Genomic DNA, 13,341 nt, shown 5'->3' with positions numbered 1-13,341 from the left:
GGAGATCAGCCATGACGATAGGTGTTGGCGATAATTTGCCCCCGGCTAGCCTGGCCCGCATGACCGAAAACGGTCCGGACAAGGTGGAAACGCAGGATTATTTTGCCGGGCGTCGCATCGCCCTCTTTTCGGTTCCCGGCGCGTTCACGCCGACCTGCTCGGCCAAGCATCTGCCGGGCTTCATCGAGAAGGCCGATGCGCTCAAGGCCAAGGGTATTGACGAGATTGTCGGCATGGCCGTGAACGACGTGTTCGTGATGGCCGCCTGGGGCAAGAGCGCGCGCGCCGAAGGCAAGGTCACGTTGCTATCCGACGGCAATGCCGATTTCGTGAAGGCGCTCGGCCTGGATTTTGACGGCAGCGCCTTCGGCATGGGTACGCGCGGCCAGCGCTTTGCCATGGTCGTGAACGACAATGTCGTGGAAAAGCTGTATATCGAGGCGCCGGGCGAGTTCCGGGTGAGCGCTGCCGATCATATGCTGGCGGAGCTCTGATGCCGTCAGCCCAAAGCCTTGCCCATGTCGACGCGCTGGAAGCGCTGTACCGCGAGTCGGTCGCGATGCTGCGCGCCGCTTTGTCGCGCTACATCGCGACAGGTGAGCGCCCCGATCCCGCAACACGCGCCGCCGGTGCCTTCTGCTATCCCGAAATCCGGGTGCGGTATGACGGCACCCCGGCTTCGACCGCGCCGGGCCGCGCCTTCGGCCGGCTGCATGTGCCCGGCGACTATGCGATCAGCGTCACCCAGCCGGAACTGTTCCGCGATTATCTGGCCGAACAGCTCGATTATCTGATCGAGGATTATGGCGCGGAAGTGAGCGTTGGGCGCAGCGACGAGGAAATCGCCTACCCTTATGTGCTCGATTCGGAAATCGACCTGACGGGTGCTGCCGCGGTCGAACTTGCGCGGATATTTCCGGCCACCGAGCTTGCGCATATTGGTGATGAGATTGCGGACGGCACGGCCATCCCGGGCACTGCGCCCCGCCCGCTCGCTTTGTTCGAAGCCGGGCGCACCGATTTCAGCCTCGCGCGCCTGCGCCATTACACCGGCACCCCACCCGCGCACGTCCAGAAATATGTCCTGTTCACCAACTATCATCGCTACGTCGATGAGTTCGTGACCTGGGCCTGCGGCGAGCTGGATGCCGGCAAGGGCTATACGATGCTAAGCGGCGCCGGTGGCCTCGAAATCCGGCCCGGCGATCCCGATCCGGCGCGCGCCATTGCCGACAGCGCGTGGCGCCGGCACCAGATGCCCGCTTACCATCTGGTCGCGCCCGACCGTTCCGGCATCAGCCTCGTCAATATCGGCGTCGGCCCGTCCAACGCCAAGACGATCACCGATCATCTTGCCGTCACCCGGCCCGAAGCCTGGCTGATGATCGGGCATTGCGGGGGGCTGCGCCCAAGCCAGCGGATCGGGGATTATGTCCTCGCCCACGCTTATCTGCGCGACGACCACGTCCTCGACGATGTGCTGCCGCCAGAAATCCCGGTTCCGGCCATTGCGGAAGTTCAGCTGGCTTTGGGCCGTGCGGCGGAACGCGTGTCGGGTGAGAGCGGCGATCAGCTGAAGGCACGGCTGCGCACCGGCACCGTCGTCACCACCGACGATCGCAATTGGGAGCTGCGCTACACCAGCTCGGCGCTACGCTTCAGCCAGAGCCGCGCGGTCGCGATCGACATGGAATCGGCCACGCTCGCCGCCCAGGGCTTCCGCTTCCGCGTGCCCTACGGCACCTTGCTGTGTGTTTCCGACAAGCCGATCCATGGCGAGATCAAACTGCCCGGTCAGGCAAACCGCTTCTACGAACGCGCCATCGCGGAGCATCTGCGCATCGGCATCGCCGCGATCGACGAATTGAAGCTCGCCGGCGATCAGCTCCACAGCCGCAAACTACGCGCCTTCAACGAGCCGCCGTTCCGTTAGGGGAAAAGAGAAAGATCGTCATTGCGACACGGCGAAAGCCGGGGAAGCAATCCAGGCCCGCACGACTGGATTGCTTCGCTGCGCTCGCAATGACGGGATCCCTCGGTCAGCGACGGCTCACTGATCCAGCAAGAAATCCGCAATCTCCTGACCCAATTCCGGGCGCAACACGCTCGTCATATGGTTGCCCGGGATGTGCGCCAGGCGTCCCTCGGGCAAAATCGCGGCCAGGTCGGCGGCCGATCCATTATCGTGATCGTCGACGCCCGCCAGGACCAGCACCGGCATCGTGATCGCCGCAATCTCCTGTTCCGATGTATCGACGAAGCTGTCGAGCAGCGGCAACATCGCCTTTGCGTCACCGCCGGTCGTCCGCAGGAAGCCCTCGGCCAGCCAGGCGCCCGACCCGCGCTTGTGATTGCCCAGATCCTCCAGCACATGGCGAAAGAAGCCCCGCCGCTGGTGCACGTCCAATATCCCCGCCAGACCCATGCCGGCCAGGATCGCGCGCCTGGGCGCCGCGCCATCGACCAACATCCGCAAGGTCGTGCGTCCGCCCAACGAATAGCCGCCAAGATCATAATCGGTCAGTCCCAGATGCCGCACCAGCGCCAGCCCGTCCTGCGCCAGGATATCGGGCGGATAGGAGGCGGCATCGTGCGGAGCGGCACTCTCTCCATGTCCGCGCAGGTCGGGCATGATGACACGGAAACCGCGCTCCGCCAGCAATTGCGCATGGCCATAGCGGATCCAGTTGACCCAACTGTTCGAAAACAGCCCGTGGATCAGGATAAGGGGCCGGCCCTGCCCCAATTCCCGATAGACGAGATCCAGCCCGTCCTCGCTCCGGAAATGCCGGACCGGAAAATCAGCCGGGGAGCTTGCCAACGCTCTTCATCCATCGCTCCGTGACATTGGAATTTTCGTCCGAGCGGAAGCCCGGGAGGTGGGACGTATCCTGCCACGCCGGCAGGATACTTTCGGTCGCATAATTATGAACCGGCTTGAACCGGGACGGATCGTCGAAAGATCCGATCGTGACATCCATGTTCGTCGCGTCGTCGACGAACCGGAACCCGAGCGGCGTCCCGCATGCCGCACAAAAGGGACGCTCCGCGATCGGGGACGATCGATACCAATCCGGCTCCCCGTTCCACGACATCGCTTCCAGCGGCACGCTCACAAAGGCGATCGATGCCCCGCCGGTCGCCCGGCGGCACATCGTGCAATGGCACAGATAGGCATCATCGCTGGCGATCTGTGCCGTGTAGCGCACCCGCCTGCACTGGCAGCCGCCTGTCATGGTCTCGCTCATCGGGATGCGTTGGCATTGCGCGGACCGGCTGGCAAGACGCGGCGCGCCATGGCACGGCGGGACATGGCCGGTCCCGACACATATGATGCGATCATCCTGGGCGCGGGCGGCGCCGGGCTGATGTGTGCTGCCGCCGTCGGGCAACGCGGACGGCGGACGCTGGTGATCGATCACGCGGATGAGCCCGGCAAGAAGATCCTTATCTCGGGTGGCGGTCGCTGCAACTTCACCAATTTGGGGACCGCGCCCGATCGCTTTCTGTCCGCCAACCCGCATTATGCGCGCTCCGCACTGAGCCGGTATAGCGCGCGCGACTTTCTCGATCTGGTCGAGCGCCATGGCATCGCCTGGCACGAAAAGACGCTAGGCCAGCTCTTCTGCGATGGCTCGGCCCGGCAGATCGTGGCGATGCTGCTCGATGAATGCGCGCGCGGCGACGTGACGCTCCACCTCGGCACCGCCATCGCCGATGTCTCCCATGCCGACGGCCGTTTCAGCGTCCGGTATGGCGACCGTATCGCGACCGCCCCCGCGTTGGTCGTCGCGACCGGCGGGCCTTCCATTCCCAAGATCGGCGCCACCGGCTTTGCCTATGATCTGGCACGGCGCTTCGGGCTCAAGGTGGTCGAACCTCGCCCTGCGCTGGTCCCGCTAACTCTCCCGCAGGACGAAGCGCTGTTCCGCTCCCTGTCCGGGGTCGCCGCGCCCGTCGTCGCGCGCGCCGGCAAGGCCGCCTTCGCGGAGGCCGCCTTGTTCACGCACCGCGGCCTGTCCGGCCCCGCCATCCTGCAGGTTTCTTCCTATTGGCGGCATGGCCAGCCGATCGGGATCGATTTCCTGCCCGGCCAATCGGGCTGGCTGATCGAGGCCAAGCGCCAGCGCCCACGCGCGACGTTACGGTCGATACTCGGCACTCTGTTGCCGGATCGTCTCGCCACCGCGCTGGCGGAGCGGCTCGGGGCCGACAGCCCGCTCGACGAACAGCGCGACAGCCAGTTGCGCGAGATCGAGGCGAAACTCGCCGATTGGCCTTTCCAGCCCGACGGCACCGAAGGATTCGCCAAGGCCGAAGTCACCGTCGGCGGTGTCTCGACCGACGGCCTCTCCTCCAAGACGATGGCGGCGCGCCACCTTCCCGGCCTGTATTTCGTGGGGGAAGCAGTGGACGTGACCGGCTGGTTGGGCGGCTATAATTTCCAATGGGCCTGGGCCAGCGGCTGGGCCGCAGCGCAGGATATTTAGCCGTCGTCATTGCGCATGCAGCGAAGCAATCAGTCCCAGACAATAAGATCGCTGGTTCGCTACGAGCCTCGCAATGATGAAGGGTCGCGCCGCATCCGCACCGCCATCCCCAGCGACACCAGCGCCCCGCCGAACATCGCGATCGCCATATCCTTCTGGGCGTCCCACATATCGCCCTGCTGGCCGTTATAATCGTCCGCCATCCCGGGTGCGAGGATCAGCGTCAGGATCCATTCGAACACCTCGTACAATGCGCTGATCGCGCCCACGAACAGAAAGGCGCTGAAGAGCGCCGAGCCGCGTGCCATCCGGCCGTAGCGGTGCGCCGCCTCGGCGAAGGGCAGGATCGCAAAGAGGCCGAAACTGAGATGGACGAGGCGATCGAAATTGTTGCGCACCAGTCCGAACGTCTGATCGATGGAAACGCCAAATAGCGCACGCACCCACGCATCATACGGCACGTTCGAATAGGTGTAACGGCCCGCAAACGTATGCAGCAGGAAGAAGGCCAGCACGCAGCCCACCGCCTTGCCCGACATCGGCCAGCGGCGCAGCAGCAAGGGCGCCGCGAGCATCAGCAAGATCGTCGGGATATGCTGCAGCGGAGCGATTTCGGGGTAAGGCTGGCGGATGTTGGCCACGATCACCGCGCCCGCCAGCACGGCAATCATGCGCAGCTGGGATGCCGGAAGGGCACGCCAACTGCGCAGATAGTTCAAGATCTTATGCCGCCTTCTTCAGATGGCGCCGACCCAGCAGCTCGGCAATCTGCACCGCGTTCAGCGCGGCGCCCTTGCGCAGATTGTCGCTGACGCACCACAGGCTGAGGCCGCTGTCGACCGTCGGGTCTTCGCGCACGCGACTGATGAAGGTCGCATATTCGCCGACGCACTCGATCGGCGTGACGTAGCCGCCATCCTCATGCTTATCGATCAGCATCACGCCCGGCGCCTCGCGCAGGATGCTCTTCGCCTTGGCCGCGCTGATCTCATTCTCGAACTCGATATTGATCGCTTCGGAATGGCCGACGAATACGGGCACGCGCACGCAGGTCGCGGTCACCTTGATCTTGGGATCGAGGATCTTCTTGGTCTCGACCACCATCTTCCACTCTTCCTTGGTCGAACCGTCGTCCAGGAAGCTGTCGATGTGCGGGATCACGTTGAACGCGATCTGCTTGGTGAACTTCTTGGGCTCAGCCGGATCGCCGACGAAGATGTTGCGGCTCTGCTCGAACAGCTCGTCCATCCCCGCCTTGCCCGCGCCGGACACCGACTGATAGGTCGCCACCACAACGCGCTTGATCGTCGCGACATCGTGCAGCGGCTTCAGCGCCACCACCATCTGGGCGGTCGAACAATTCGGGTTGGCGATGATGTTGCGCTTGCGATAGCCGTCGATCGCGTGCGCGTTCACCTCGGGCACGATCAGCGGAACGTCCGGGTCCATCCGATAGAGCGAGCTATTGTCGATCACCGTGCATCCCGCCGCAGCCGCGATCGGCGCATATTTCTTTGTGCCCTCGGAGCCGATGGCAAACAAGGCCATGTCCCAGCCCGCCCAATCGAAATGCTCGATGTTGCGCACCGTCAATTTCTTACCGGTTTCGCCGAAGTCGATGACGTCGCCGGCCGAACGCGACGATGCCAGAACGGCGATTTCATCAATCGGAAACTCTCGCTCCGCCAAGATGTTGAGCATTTCGCGCCCGACATTGCCGGTCGCGCCCGCTACAACCACACGGTAACCCATTGTCATCTGCTCCTTTGAAGTGCGCGGCATTAGGCATAACGGCTGCCATGTCTAGCCAGGTACGCCCGAGGAAATCTTTGCGTCCATGAAACCGAGCAATGTCGAACAGATCGGCGCCGGGCTTGAGGGGCGCCGCCTTTTCCTGGCGGTGGCGGCCATCAGCCTCGGCACGATGCTGACCATCATCGACGGCGCGATCGCGACGGTGGCGCTGCCCACGATCGCGCGCGATCTGCGGGTGGATAGTTCTGCCGCGGTCCTGGTGGTGACCGTCTATCAGCTCGTTCTGGTAATGGCGCTGCTGCCCTTCTCGGCGCTCGGCGATCGTATCGGGCTGAAACGGCTCTACCAGGGTGGCCAGCTCGTCTTCACCATCGCGACGATCCTGTGCTTCTTCGCGCACAGCCTCGGCTTCCTCCTGGTCGTCCGCGCCTTGCAGGCGGCGGGCGCGGCAGCGGCGCTGTCCGTCATGGCCGCGATGATCCGCCGGGTTTATCCGGCCAAGCATCTCGGCCGCGGCCTGGGCCTCAACAATATCATGGGCTCGGTGTCCGCCGCGATGGCGCCAACGGCGGGCGGCCTGATCCTGTCGGTGGCGCCATGGCCATGGGTCTTCGCCATCGCCGCGCCTTTTGCCATCCTCTCCCTCGCGCTCGGCCGATGGGCGCTGCCGGACGTGCCTCCCGTTGCGGGAAGCTACAATCTGGCCGGGGCGATGCTGAACATGGCCACTTTCGGGCTGGTTATCGCCGGGCTCGAGGCGCTGGTGCACGGCAATTCGCCGGTGGTCAGCGCCGCGGTGGTGGTGATCGGCCTGCTCTTCGGGGTCGCGTTGGTGTTCCATGAACGGCGCGAACCCTTCCCGATCCTGCCGGTGGATCTGCTGTCGCGGCCCGTCCTCGCCCTTTCGGTCGCGGGCGCGTTCATGGCCTTCTTCGCGTCGCAGACGCTGATCCTCTCTTTGCCCTTCCGGCTGCAACATAGTTTCGGCTTCGCGCCGAGCGAGGTGGGCGCCATGCTCGCCCCCTGGCCGTTGACGACCATGATCGTCGCGCCGATCGCCGGCTCGTTCTCCGATCGTTATCCCGCCGGGCTACTGGGCGGCATCGGGATGGCAATCGCAACCGTCGCGCTCGTCCTGCTGTCCTTCCTGCCGGCCCAGCCCGAATATTTCGACGTCGCCTGGCGCATGGCGCTGTGCGGCGCGGGCTTCGGCCTGTTCCTGTCGCCCAACGCCCGCCTCATCGTCGGGTCGGCGCCGCGCGAGCGCGCGGCATCTGCCGGCGGACTGGTCTCCACCACGCGCCTCGTCGGACAGACGATGGGTGCCACCGGCGTTGCCTCGATGCTGGCACTCGGCTTCGGTTCCTCGTTCATCCCGCCGCTAATTGCCTGCGCGCTCACCATCGCCGCTGGTATTTGCAGCCTCTCCCGCCTGCGGCCATCCATCCGCAATCCATCGTCGCGAGAGGTCAGCACGGCGCAACCAGGCAGCCACGGCGATGTCGGCGCGGCCTGACACGCATTCCAACGATCGCGGCGTGCGGCGGAACCCATCGCCGCGCGTTCCCTCAATTCCCAGCCGCCGGAGATGATCGATGCCCTACATCAACACGCATGACGACGTGGATCTCTATGTGAAGGATTGGGGGTCCGGACGCCCGGTCGTGCTGATTCACGGCTGGCCATTGAACGCCGATAGTTGGGAAGATCAGGCGCTCGCGCTCGCGGAAGCCGGGCATCGCGTCATTGCCTATGACCGGCGCGGCTTCGGGCGGTCGAGCCAGCCCTGGACCGGCTATGACTATGACACATTATCCGACGATCTCGCGCAGCTGCTCGAAGTCACGGGCGTGGAGGACGCGACCCTCGTCGGCTTCTCCATGGGCGGTGGTGAGATTGCGCGCTACATGTCGCGCTACGGCGGCAAGCGCGTGTGCAGTGTCGCCCTCATCGCATCGGTCGTGCCGTATCTTTTGAAGGACGACAGCAATCCTGACGGAGTGGATGGCAGCGTCTTTGACGAACAGATGAAGGCACCGATCCGCAAGGACCGCGCGGCTTTTTTCGCGCAATTCGCGAAGGCCTTTTACGGTGCGGGCTTCATCTCCAGTCCGGTCAGCGAACAAGTCTTGCACCAGTTCGAGCGCATGGCGGCGCAGGCCGGGATCAAGGGCGTGCTCGATTGCATCGACGCCTTCGGCAAGACGGACTTCCGGCCCGATCTTGCCGCCTTCACCGTGCCGACCCTGATCGTGCATGGGACGGCGGACCAGACCGTGCCGATCGACCTATCGGCGCGCGCCGCCGCCCGCGCGATTCCGCAGGCACAGCTTGTCGAATATGAAGGCGAGCCGCACGGGCTGACCGCCACCGCCAAGGATCGGCTGACGCGCGACCTGATCAGCTTCATCGGTAACACGGATCGACGGGTCGGCTGACAGCTTATGAGAGGGGTGAAGAAAACCTAGTGTCGCACTGGGCTATTCCGGGTTGCGAGGGGCTTCGACCCGGGCCTAGAGCATGGCGATGACGAAGCCGCCGTCCCCTTTTTCCTTCCGCGATTTCCGCTTCTACTGGCTGACCCGGTTCAGCACGACGATCGCCCAGAATGCGATGGTCGTGGTGATCGGTTGGCAGGTCTATGACATCGCCCGGCGCACCATGTCGCCCAAGGAAGCAGCCTTCCAGCTCGGGATGGTCGGCATCGCCCAGTTCGTGCCGCTTGCCGTCCTGACGCTGATTACCGGCTGGACGGCGGATCGGGTCGATCGGCGCCTGATCGCCCGTATCGTGCTCGTGGCAGAGGCGCTGTGCGCGGGCTGGTTGGCTTTTCTGGGATGGCACGACACGACCACCCTGCCCGCCATCTACATCGTCGCAATCCTGCTCGGCATCTGCCGTGCTTTTGCCAACCCCGCGATCGGCGCGCTTGCGCCCAATCTGGTGCCGGCGGCCGTGCTGCCCACCGCTATCGCGGCGTCGGCGATCGCCTGGCAGGTCGGGGCGATCGGTGGTCCCGCATTGGGTGGCTATCTCTACGCAGCGGGGCATTGGTTGCCTTACACCGTCTCCTCCGGCCTCTTCCTGCTCGCGGCAGCATCGATGATGTTCATCCGGCCGATCCCGAAGACGACGCTGGATCGAAAGGCCAATCCGTGGCGGCAGATGATCGATGGCCTCCATTATGTACGCCATAATCGCGTCGTGCTCGGCGCGATCAGCCTCGATCTTTTCGCCGTTTTGCTGGGGGGCGCCACCGCGATGCTGCCCATCTATGCGCGCGATATCCTGAAGGTCGGTGCCGAGGGCTTGGGCCATCTGCGCGCGGCACCGGCGCTGGGGTCGGCTGCCATGGCGCTCTACTTCTCGATCCGGCCGCTGAAGCATAATGTCGGCGTGAAGATGCTGTTCGCCGTCGCGCTGTTCGGCGTCTGCACGATCGGCTTCGGCCTGTCGCGCTGGGTACCCTTGTCGCTGGTCTGCCTTGCGGTGCTGGGCGCCTGCGACATGCTGTCCGTCTATGTCCGCCAGTCGCTCATCCAGATTTGGACGCCGAATGATATGCGTGGGCGGGTAGGTGCCGTCTCCACGCTGTTCATCTCCGGCTCCAACGAATTGGGCGAGGCCGAAAGCGGCTTCCTGGCGGCATTGATCGGCGCGGTGCCGGCCGTCGTGCTCGGTGGCTTCGGCGCTATCGGTGTAACCATATTATGGTCCCGCCTGTTTCCGGAACTGGTACAGGCGCGTACATTCGAACCACCAAAGACCCTTGAGAATATTCCAGGCCAGGAGATGGCAAAATGAAAGTGAACAGCGTCCTCGAAACGATCGGCAATACCCCGCACATCCGCATTCAGCGGCTGTTCGGCGATGCCGAAGTATGGATCAAGTCGGAACGGTCCAATCCTGGCGGATCGATCAAGGATCGCATCGCACTGGCGATGATCGAAGCGGCCGAAAAATCGGGCGATCTGCAGCCCGGCGGCACCATTGTCGAGCCGACCTCCGGCAATACCGGCGTCGGCCTCGCCATGGTCGCCGCGGTCAAAGGCTATAAGCTGATCCTGGTCATGCCGGAAAGCATGTCGCTGGAGCGGCGCCGCCTGATGCTCGCCTACGGCGCCAGCTTCGATCTCACCCCGCGTGAGAAGGGCATGAAGGGCGCGATCGAGCGCGCGATCGAGATCATCGGCCAGACGCCGAACAGCTGGATGCCCCAGCAGTTCGAAAACCCCGCCAATATCGACGTCCATGTCCGCACCACCGCCCAGGAAATCCTCAACGATTTCCGCGACACGCCGATCGACATGATCATCACCGGCGTCGGCACGGGTGGCCACATCACCGGCGTTGCGGAAACGCTCAAGCAGGTCTGGCCCGACCTCAAGACCTTCGCGGTCGAGCCGACCTTGTCGCCCGTCATCTCCGGCGGGCAGCCCGGCCCGCACCCGATCCAGGGCATTGGCGCGGGGTTCATTCCCGCCAACCTGCACACCGGGGCGCTGGATGGCGTAATCCAGGTCGATCCGAATGACGCCAAGGAATTTGCGCGCCGTTCGGCCAGCCAGGAAGGCCTGCTCGTCGGCATTTCGTCCGGCGCGACCCTCGCCGCGATCGCACAAAAGCTCAAGGACGCACCAGGCAGCCGCATCCTCGGCTTCAACTACGATACCGGCGAACGCTATCTGTCCGTGCCGGACTTCCTGCCGGAGTAAGTTCGTCGCCCCGGCGGTCTGGTGTCGCCGATCCTAGGAGGCTGTCATGCACGTCGATCGTCGGCTTTTTACATCAAGCGTGCTGGCGGCCGCAGCGATTGCCGCGCCGGCAGCCGCCCAGGGTCGGTCCAAACCGCGGGCGAAGAATGTTGTGCTCGTCCACGGGCTGTTCGCTGATGGATCGAGCTGGTCGGAGGTCATTCCCCTCCTGCAGGCCAAGGGGCTCAACGTTACGTCGGTGCAGAACCCGCTGACGACGCTGGACGCGGCAGTCGCTGCATGCCGCAAAGTGCTGGACCGGCAGGACGGGCCGACCGTCCTGGCGGGCCACTCTTTCTCCGGCATGATCGTGAGCGAGGCGGGCGTCCACCTGAACGTCTCCGCCTTAGTCTATGTCGCGGCGCGCGCGCCTGATGCGGGCGAAGATTATGCCGCGCTCGCCGCCCGCTTCCCCGCCCCGCCCGCTTCGGCCGGCATCGTCTACGACGGGGACGAGGGCCGCCTGACCGAGCAGGCGTTCCTGCGCGATTTCGCGGGCGACCTGCCGCCCGCCAAGGCACGCGCGCTCTTCGCCGTGCAGGAGTCGTTCCAAAAAAGCCTGCTCGCGGGGCGGACCAGCGTCGCGGCATGGCGTACCAAGCCCAGCTTCTACGCAATTTCGACGGAAGACCGCACGATCAACCCCGATCTGCAGCGCTTCATGGCAACACGTATGCGTGCCACGAAGATCGAACTCCGCTCCAGCCACGTCTCGCTCCTCTCCCACCCGCGCGAAGTCGCCGCATTGATCGAACGCGCACTGTAACGGCCCCGTTGCCGAGTTCCTCGATTGTCACTGCCGGACGCAGCACGCGCCGCGGCAATCCAAGCCCACGCTAAACCTGGATTGGCGCGCCGTTCGCGCAAAATGCCGATCAACTCAGTCGCGCATCCGGCTATCGCGGATGCCGGCGATCGCCTCGATCTCGATCATGACCGAGGGATCGTACAGCGCCTTCACCTCCGCGATCGTGTCTGCCGGATACGGCTCCGAAAAAAACTTTCGACGGAGCTCGACGACCTCTTTGAAGTTGCCCATGTCGGTAACGAAGATCGTAACCTTGATGACGTCGTCGAGGCTCGATCCACCGGCCTCTAGCGCACGGCGCAAGTTTGCGAACGCCTGCTCGCCCTGCGCACGAAAGCCGCCCTCAACGATCTTGCCATCGTCGCCGGCACCGGCCTGGCCGGAGATGAATAGCAGATTCCCGAACTTGATGCCCTGCGACAGCAGGAACGCCTCGTAATTATCGGGCGAGGTGACCACGCGTTCCAGATCCATCGTCTGCCTCCTTCGATATCGGTGACGGCGAAGAAAATCTAACCGATGCACAGAGTGCTACCTGGTAGGTCGGTGCTTCGCGGATCTATGACAAACGACGAATTTTCACCTGATAGATGAGGTAGGCTCAGCCATGATACGACGCCTTCCGCCTCTTTCCGCGCTGCGCGCCTTCGAGGCAGCAGCTCGCCACGACAGCTTCAAGAAAGCCGCTGAGGAGCTTGCCGTCACGCCCGCGGCCGTCAGCCATCAGATCAGGGCACTTGAGGAGTATAGCGGGCTTTCACTCTTCGAACGCCGAACCCGCAAGGTCGTGCTGACCGATGCCGGGGCGCAGCTCTATCCAGTCCTGCGAGATGGGTTGGACGCCTTCGCGGACACACTGGAGCGCCTTACCCGGCGACGCAGCCGTGCCCGGGTCACGATCTCGGCGACGATCGCATTTACCGCGCGCTGGCTCATCCCACGCGTAGCGGATTTCCGCGCGCTTCATCCCCACATCGACCTTCAGCTCCAGGCGTCCAATGATGTGGTCGACCTTGGTGCGGCGGGTGTCGATATAGCCATCCGCTACGGGGAAGGCCCGTATCCAGGCTTTGACGTCGTTCCCTTGTTCGCCGATCGTTTCGCGCCGGTCTTCAATCCGATGCTGCGGGTCGAGACAGTCGCCGATCTGGCGCTACGACCGTTGATTGAATTTCAGTGGCGTCGACGTCATCGGCAGAACCCGACCTGGGCACGCTGGTTCGCAGCGGCGGACTTGCCTGAACCGGAAGAGACGCCGCTGCTGCGCTTTTCCGAGGAAAGCCACGCGATCCAGGCCGCTGTCGCTGGTCAGGGAATCGCACTTGCCAGCCTGGCTTTGGTCGAGGACGAATTGGCGGCAGGCCACCTCGTTGCGCCGTTCGATCCAAAGCTAACGGCCTTCCGCCATCATCTTCTCACCCAGGAAGGCGAAAAGAGCGTGCACGTCACGGCAGCCGCGCAATGGCTGCTCTCCAAAGCGAATGTTGCGGGCGAGCGCATCTAGCAGTGTGTCGGAGGCCGGCGACGTTAAAGC

General features: G+C 64.2%; 14 protein-coding genes. 9 read left to right on the top strand and 5 right to left on the bottom strand.

Translation table 11 applies throughout. The features are described from left to right. Positions 1 to 11 precede the first annotated feature (11 nt). The gene (locus ACSBM8_RS07570) at positions 12 to 494 is read left to right on the top strand and encodes a peroxiredoxin (protein ID WP_442681026.1); all 483 of its coding nucleotides are present in this window, start codon (positions 12 to 14) and stop codon (positions 492 to 494) included. Next, positions 494 to 1,933 carry an AMP nucleosidase gene (locus ACSBM8_RS07565; RefSeq protein ID WP_442681025.1) on the top strand — a complete coding sequence of 480 codons (1,440 nt, stop codon included), beginning with the start codon at positions 494 to 496 and terminating at the stop codon, positions 1,931 to 1,933. The genes ACSBM8_RS07570 and ACSBM8_RS07565 overlap by 1 nt, the downstream gene beginning before the upstream one ends. Before the next feature lie 117 nt (positions 1,934 to 2,050). Here ACSBM8_RS07565 and ACSBM8_RS07560 read toward each other — a convergent pair whose 3' ends face one another. Both ACSBM8_RS07560 and ACSBM8_RS07555 read right to left on the bottom strand, forming a co-directional pair. After that, the gene (locus tag ACSBM8_RS07560; protein WP_442681024.1) at positions 2,051 to 2,821 is read right to left on the bottom strand and encodes an alpha/beta fold hydrolase; all 771 of its coding nucleotides are present in this window, start codon (positions 2,819 to 2,821) and stop codon (positions 2,051 to 2,053) included. Continuing rightward, complete coding sequence (locus tag ACSBM8_RS07555) at positions 2,802 to 3,248, bottom strand: GFA family protein (RefSeq protein WP_442681023.1); 447 nt, start codon at positions 3,246 to 3,248, stop codon at positions 2,802 to 2,804. Before ACSBM8_RS07555 ends, ACSBM8_RS07560 begins: the two co-directional genes overlap by 20 nt. 48 nt (positions 3,249 to 3,296) lie before the next feature. Here ACSBM8_RS07555 and ACSBM8_RS07550 point away from each other — a divergent pair, with 48 nt between their 5' ends. After that, the gene (locus ACSBM8_RS07550) at positions 3,297 to 4,490 is read left to right on the top strand and encodes an NAD(P)/FAD-dependent oxidoreductase (RefSeq protein WP_442681022.1); all 1,194 of its coding nucleotides are present in this window, start codon (positions 3,297 to 3,299) and stop codon (positions 4,488 to 4,490) included. Positions 4,491 to 4,549: 59 nt separating this feature from the next. Here ACSBM8_RS07550 and ACSBM8_RS07545 read toward each other — a convergent pair whose 3' ends face one another. Both ACSBM8_RS07545 and ACSBM8_RS07540 read right to left on the bottom strand, forming a co-directional pair. Continuing rightward, complete coding sequence (locus tag ACSBM8_RS07545) at positions 4,550 to 5,212, bottom strand: DUF2238 domain-containing protein (RefSeq protein WP_442681521.1); 663 nt, start codon at positions 5,210 to 5,212, stop codon at positions 4,550 to 4,552. 1 nt (position 5,213) lies between these two features. Next, complete coding sequence (locus tag ACSBM8_RS07540) at positions 5,214 to 6,242, bottom strand: aspartate-semialdehyde dehydrogenase (protein ID WP_442681520.1); 1,029 nt, start codon at positions 6,240 to 6,242, stop codon at positions 5,214 to 5,216. A gap of 85 nt (positions 6,243 to 6,327) precedes the next feature. On the opposite strand from ACSBM8_RS07540, the gene ACSBM8_RS07535 reads away from it, so the two are divergent. From ACSBM8_RS07535 to ACSBM8_RS07515, 5 genes are all read left to right on the top strand, one after another. Beyond that, complete coding sequence (locus ACSBM8_RS07535) at positions 6,328 to 7,761, top strand: MFS transporter (protein ID WP_442681021.1); 1,434 nt, start codon at positions 6,328 to 6,330, stop codon at positions 7,759 to 7,761. Between the two features lie 79 nt (positions 7,762 to 7,840). Beyond that, positions 7,841 to 8,683, top strand: a complete 843-nt coding sequence (locus tag ACSBM8_RS07530) for an alpha/beta fold hydrolase (protein ID WP_442681020.1) — start codon at positions 7,841 to 7,843, stop codon at positions 8,681 to 8,683. 88 nt (positions 8,684 to 8,771) lie between these two features. Then, positions 8,772 to 10,049: an MFS transporter gene (locus ACSBM8_RS07525; protein ID WP_442681019.1), complete on the top strand. Its 1,278-nt coding sequence runs from the start codon at positions 8,772 to 8,774 to the stop codon at positions 10,047 to 10,049. Then, positions 10,046 to 10,960: a cysteine synthase A gene (gene cysK / locus ACSBM8_RS07520; RefSeq protein ID WP_442681018.1), complete on the top strand. Its 915-nt coding sequence runs from the start codon at positions 10,046 to 10,048 to the stop codon at positions 10,958 to 10,960. Before ACSBM8_RS07525 ends, cysK begins: the two co-directional genes overlap by 4 nt. Before the next feature lie 46 nt (positions 10,961 to 11,006). Then, positions 11,007 to 11,765 carry an alpha/beta fold hydrolase gene (locus ACSBM8_RS07515; RefSeq protein ID WP_442681017.1) on the top strand — a complete coding sequence of 253 codons (759 nt, stop codon included), beginning with the start codon at positions 11,007 to 11,009 and terminating at the stop codon, positions 11,763 to 11,765. Between the two features lie 114 nt (positions 11,766 to 11,879). Here the strand turns inward: ACSBM8_RS07515 and ACSBM8_RS07510 are convergent, their stop codons facing one another. Beyond that, positions 11,880 to 12,281 (bottom strand): RidA family protein, encoded by a 402-nt coding sequence (locus tag ACSBM8_RS07510; RefSeq protein ID WP_442681016.1) that lies wholly within the window; start codon positions 12,279 to 12,281, stop codon positions 11,880 to 11,882. Positions 12,282 to 12,414: 133 nt separating this feature from the next. Here ACSBM8_RS07510 and gcvA point away from each other — a divergent pair, with 133 nt between their 5' ends. Continuing rightward, on the top strand, positions 12,415 to 13,311 hold the full coding sequence (gcvA, locus tag ACSBM8_RS07505; RefSeq protein ID WP_442681015.1) for a transcriptional regulator GcvA: 897 nt from the start codon (positions 12,415 to 12,417) through the stop codon (positions 13,309 to 13,311). Positions 13,312 to 13,341 lie beyond the last annotated feature (30 nt).

This window comes from Sphingomonas sp. ASY06-1R, from assembly GCF_052180265.1.
Lineage (GTDB): Bacteria > Pseudomonadota > Alphaproteobacteria > Sphingomonadales > Sphingomonadaceae > Sphingomonas_I.
The sequence above is the reverse complement of the archived record's forward strand: the minus strand, read 5'-3'. Positions and strand labels throughout refer to the sequence as shown.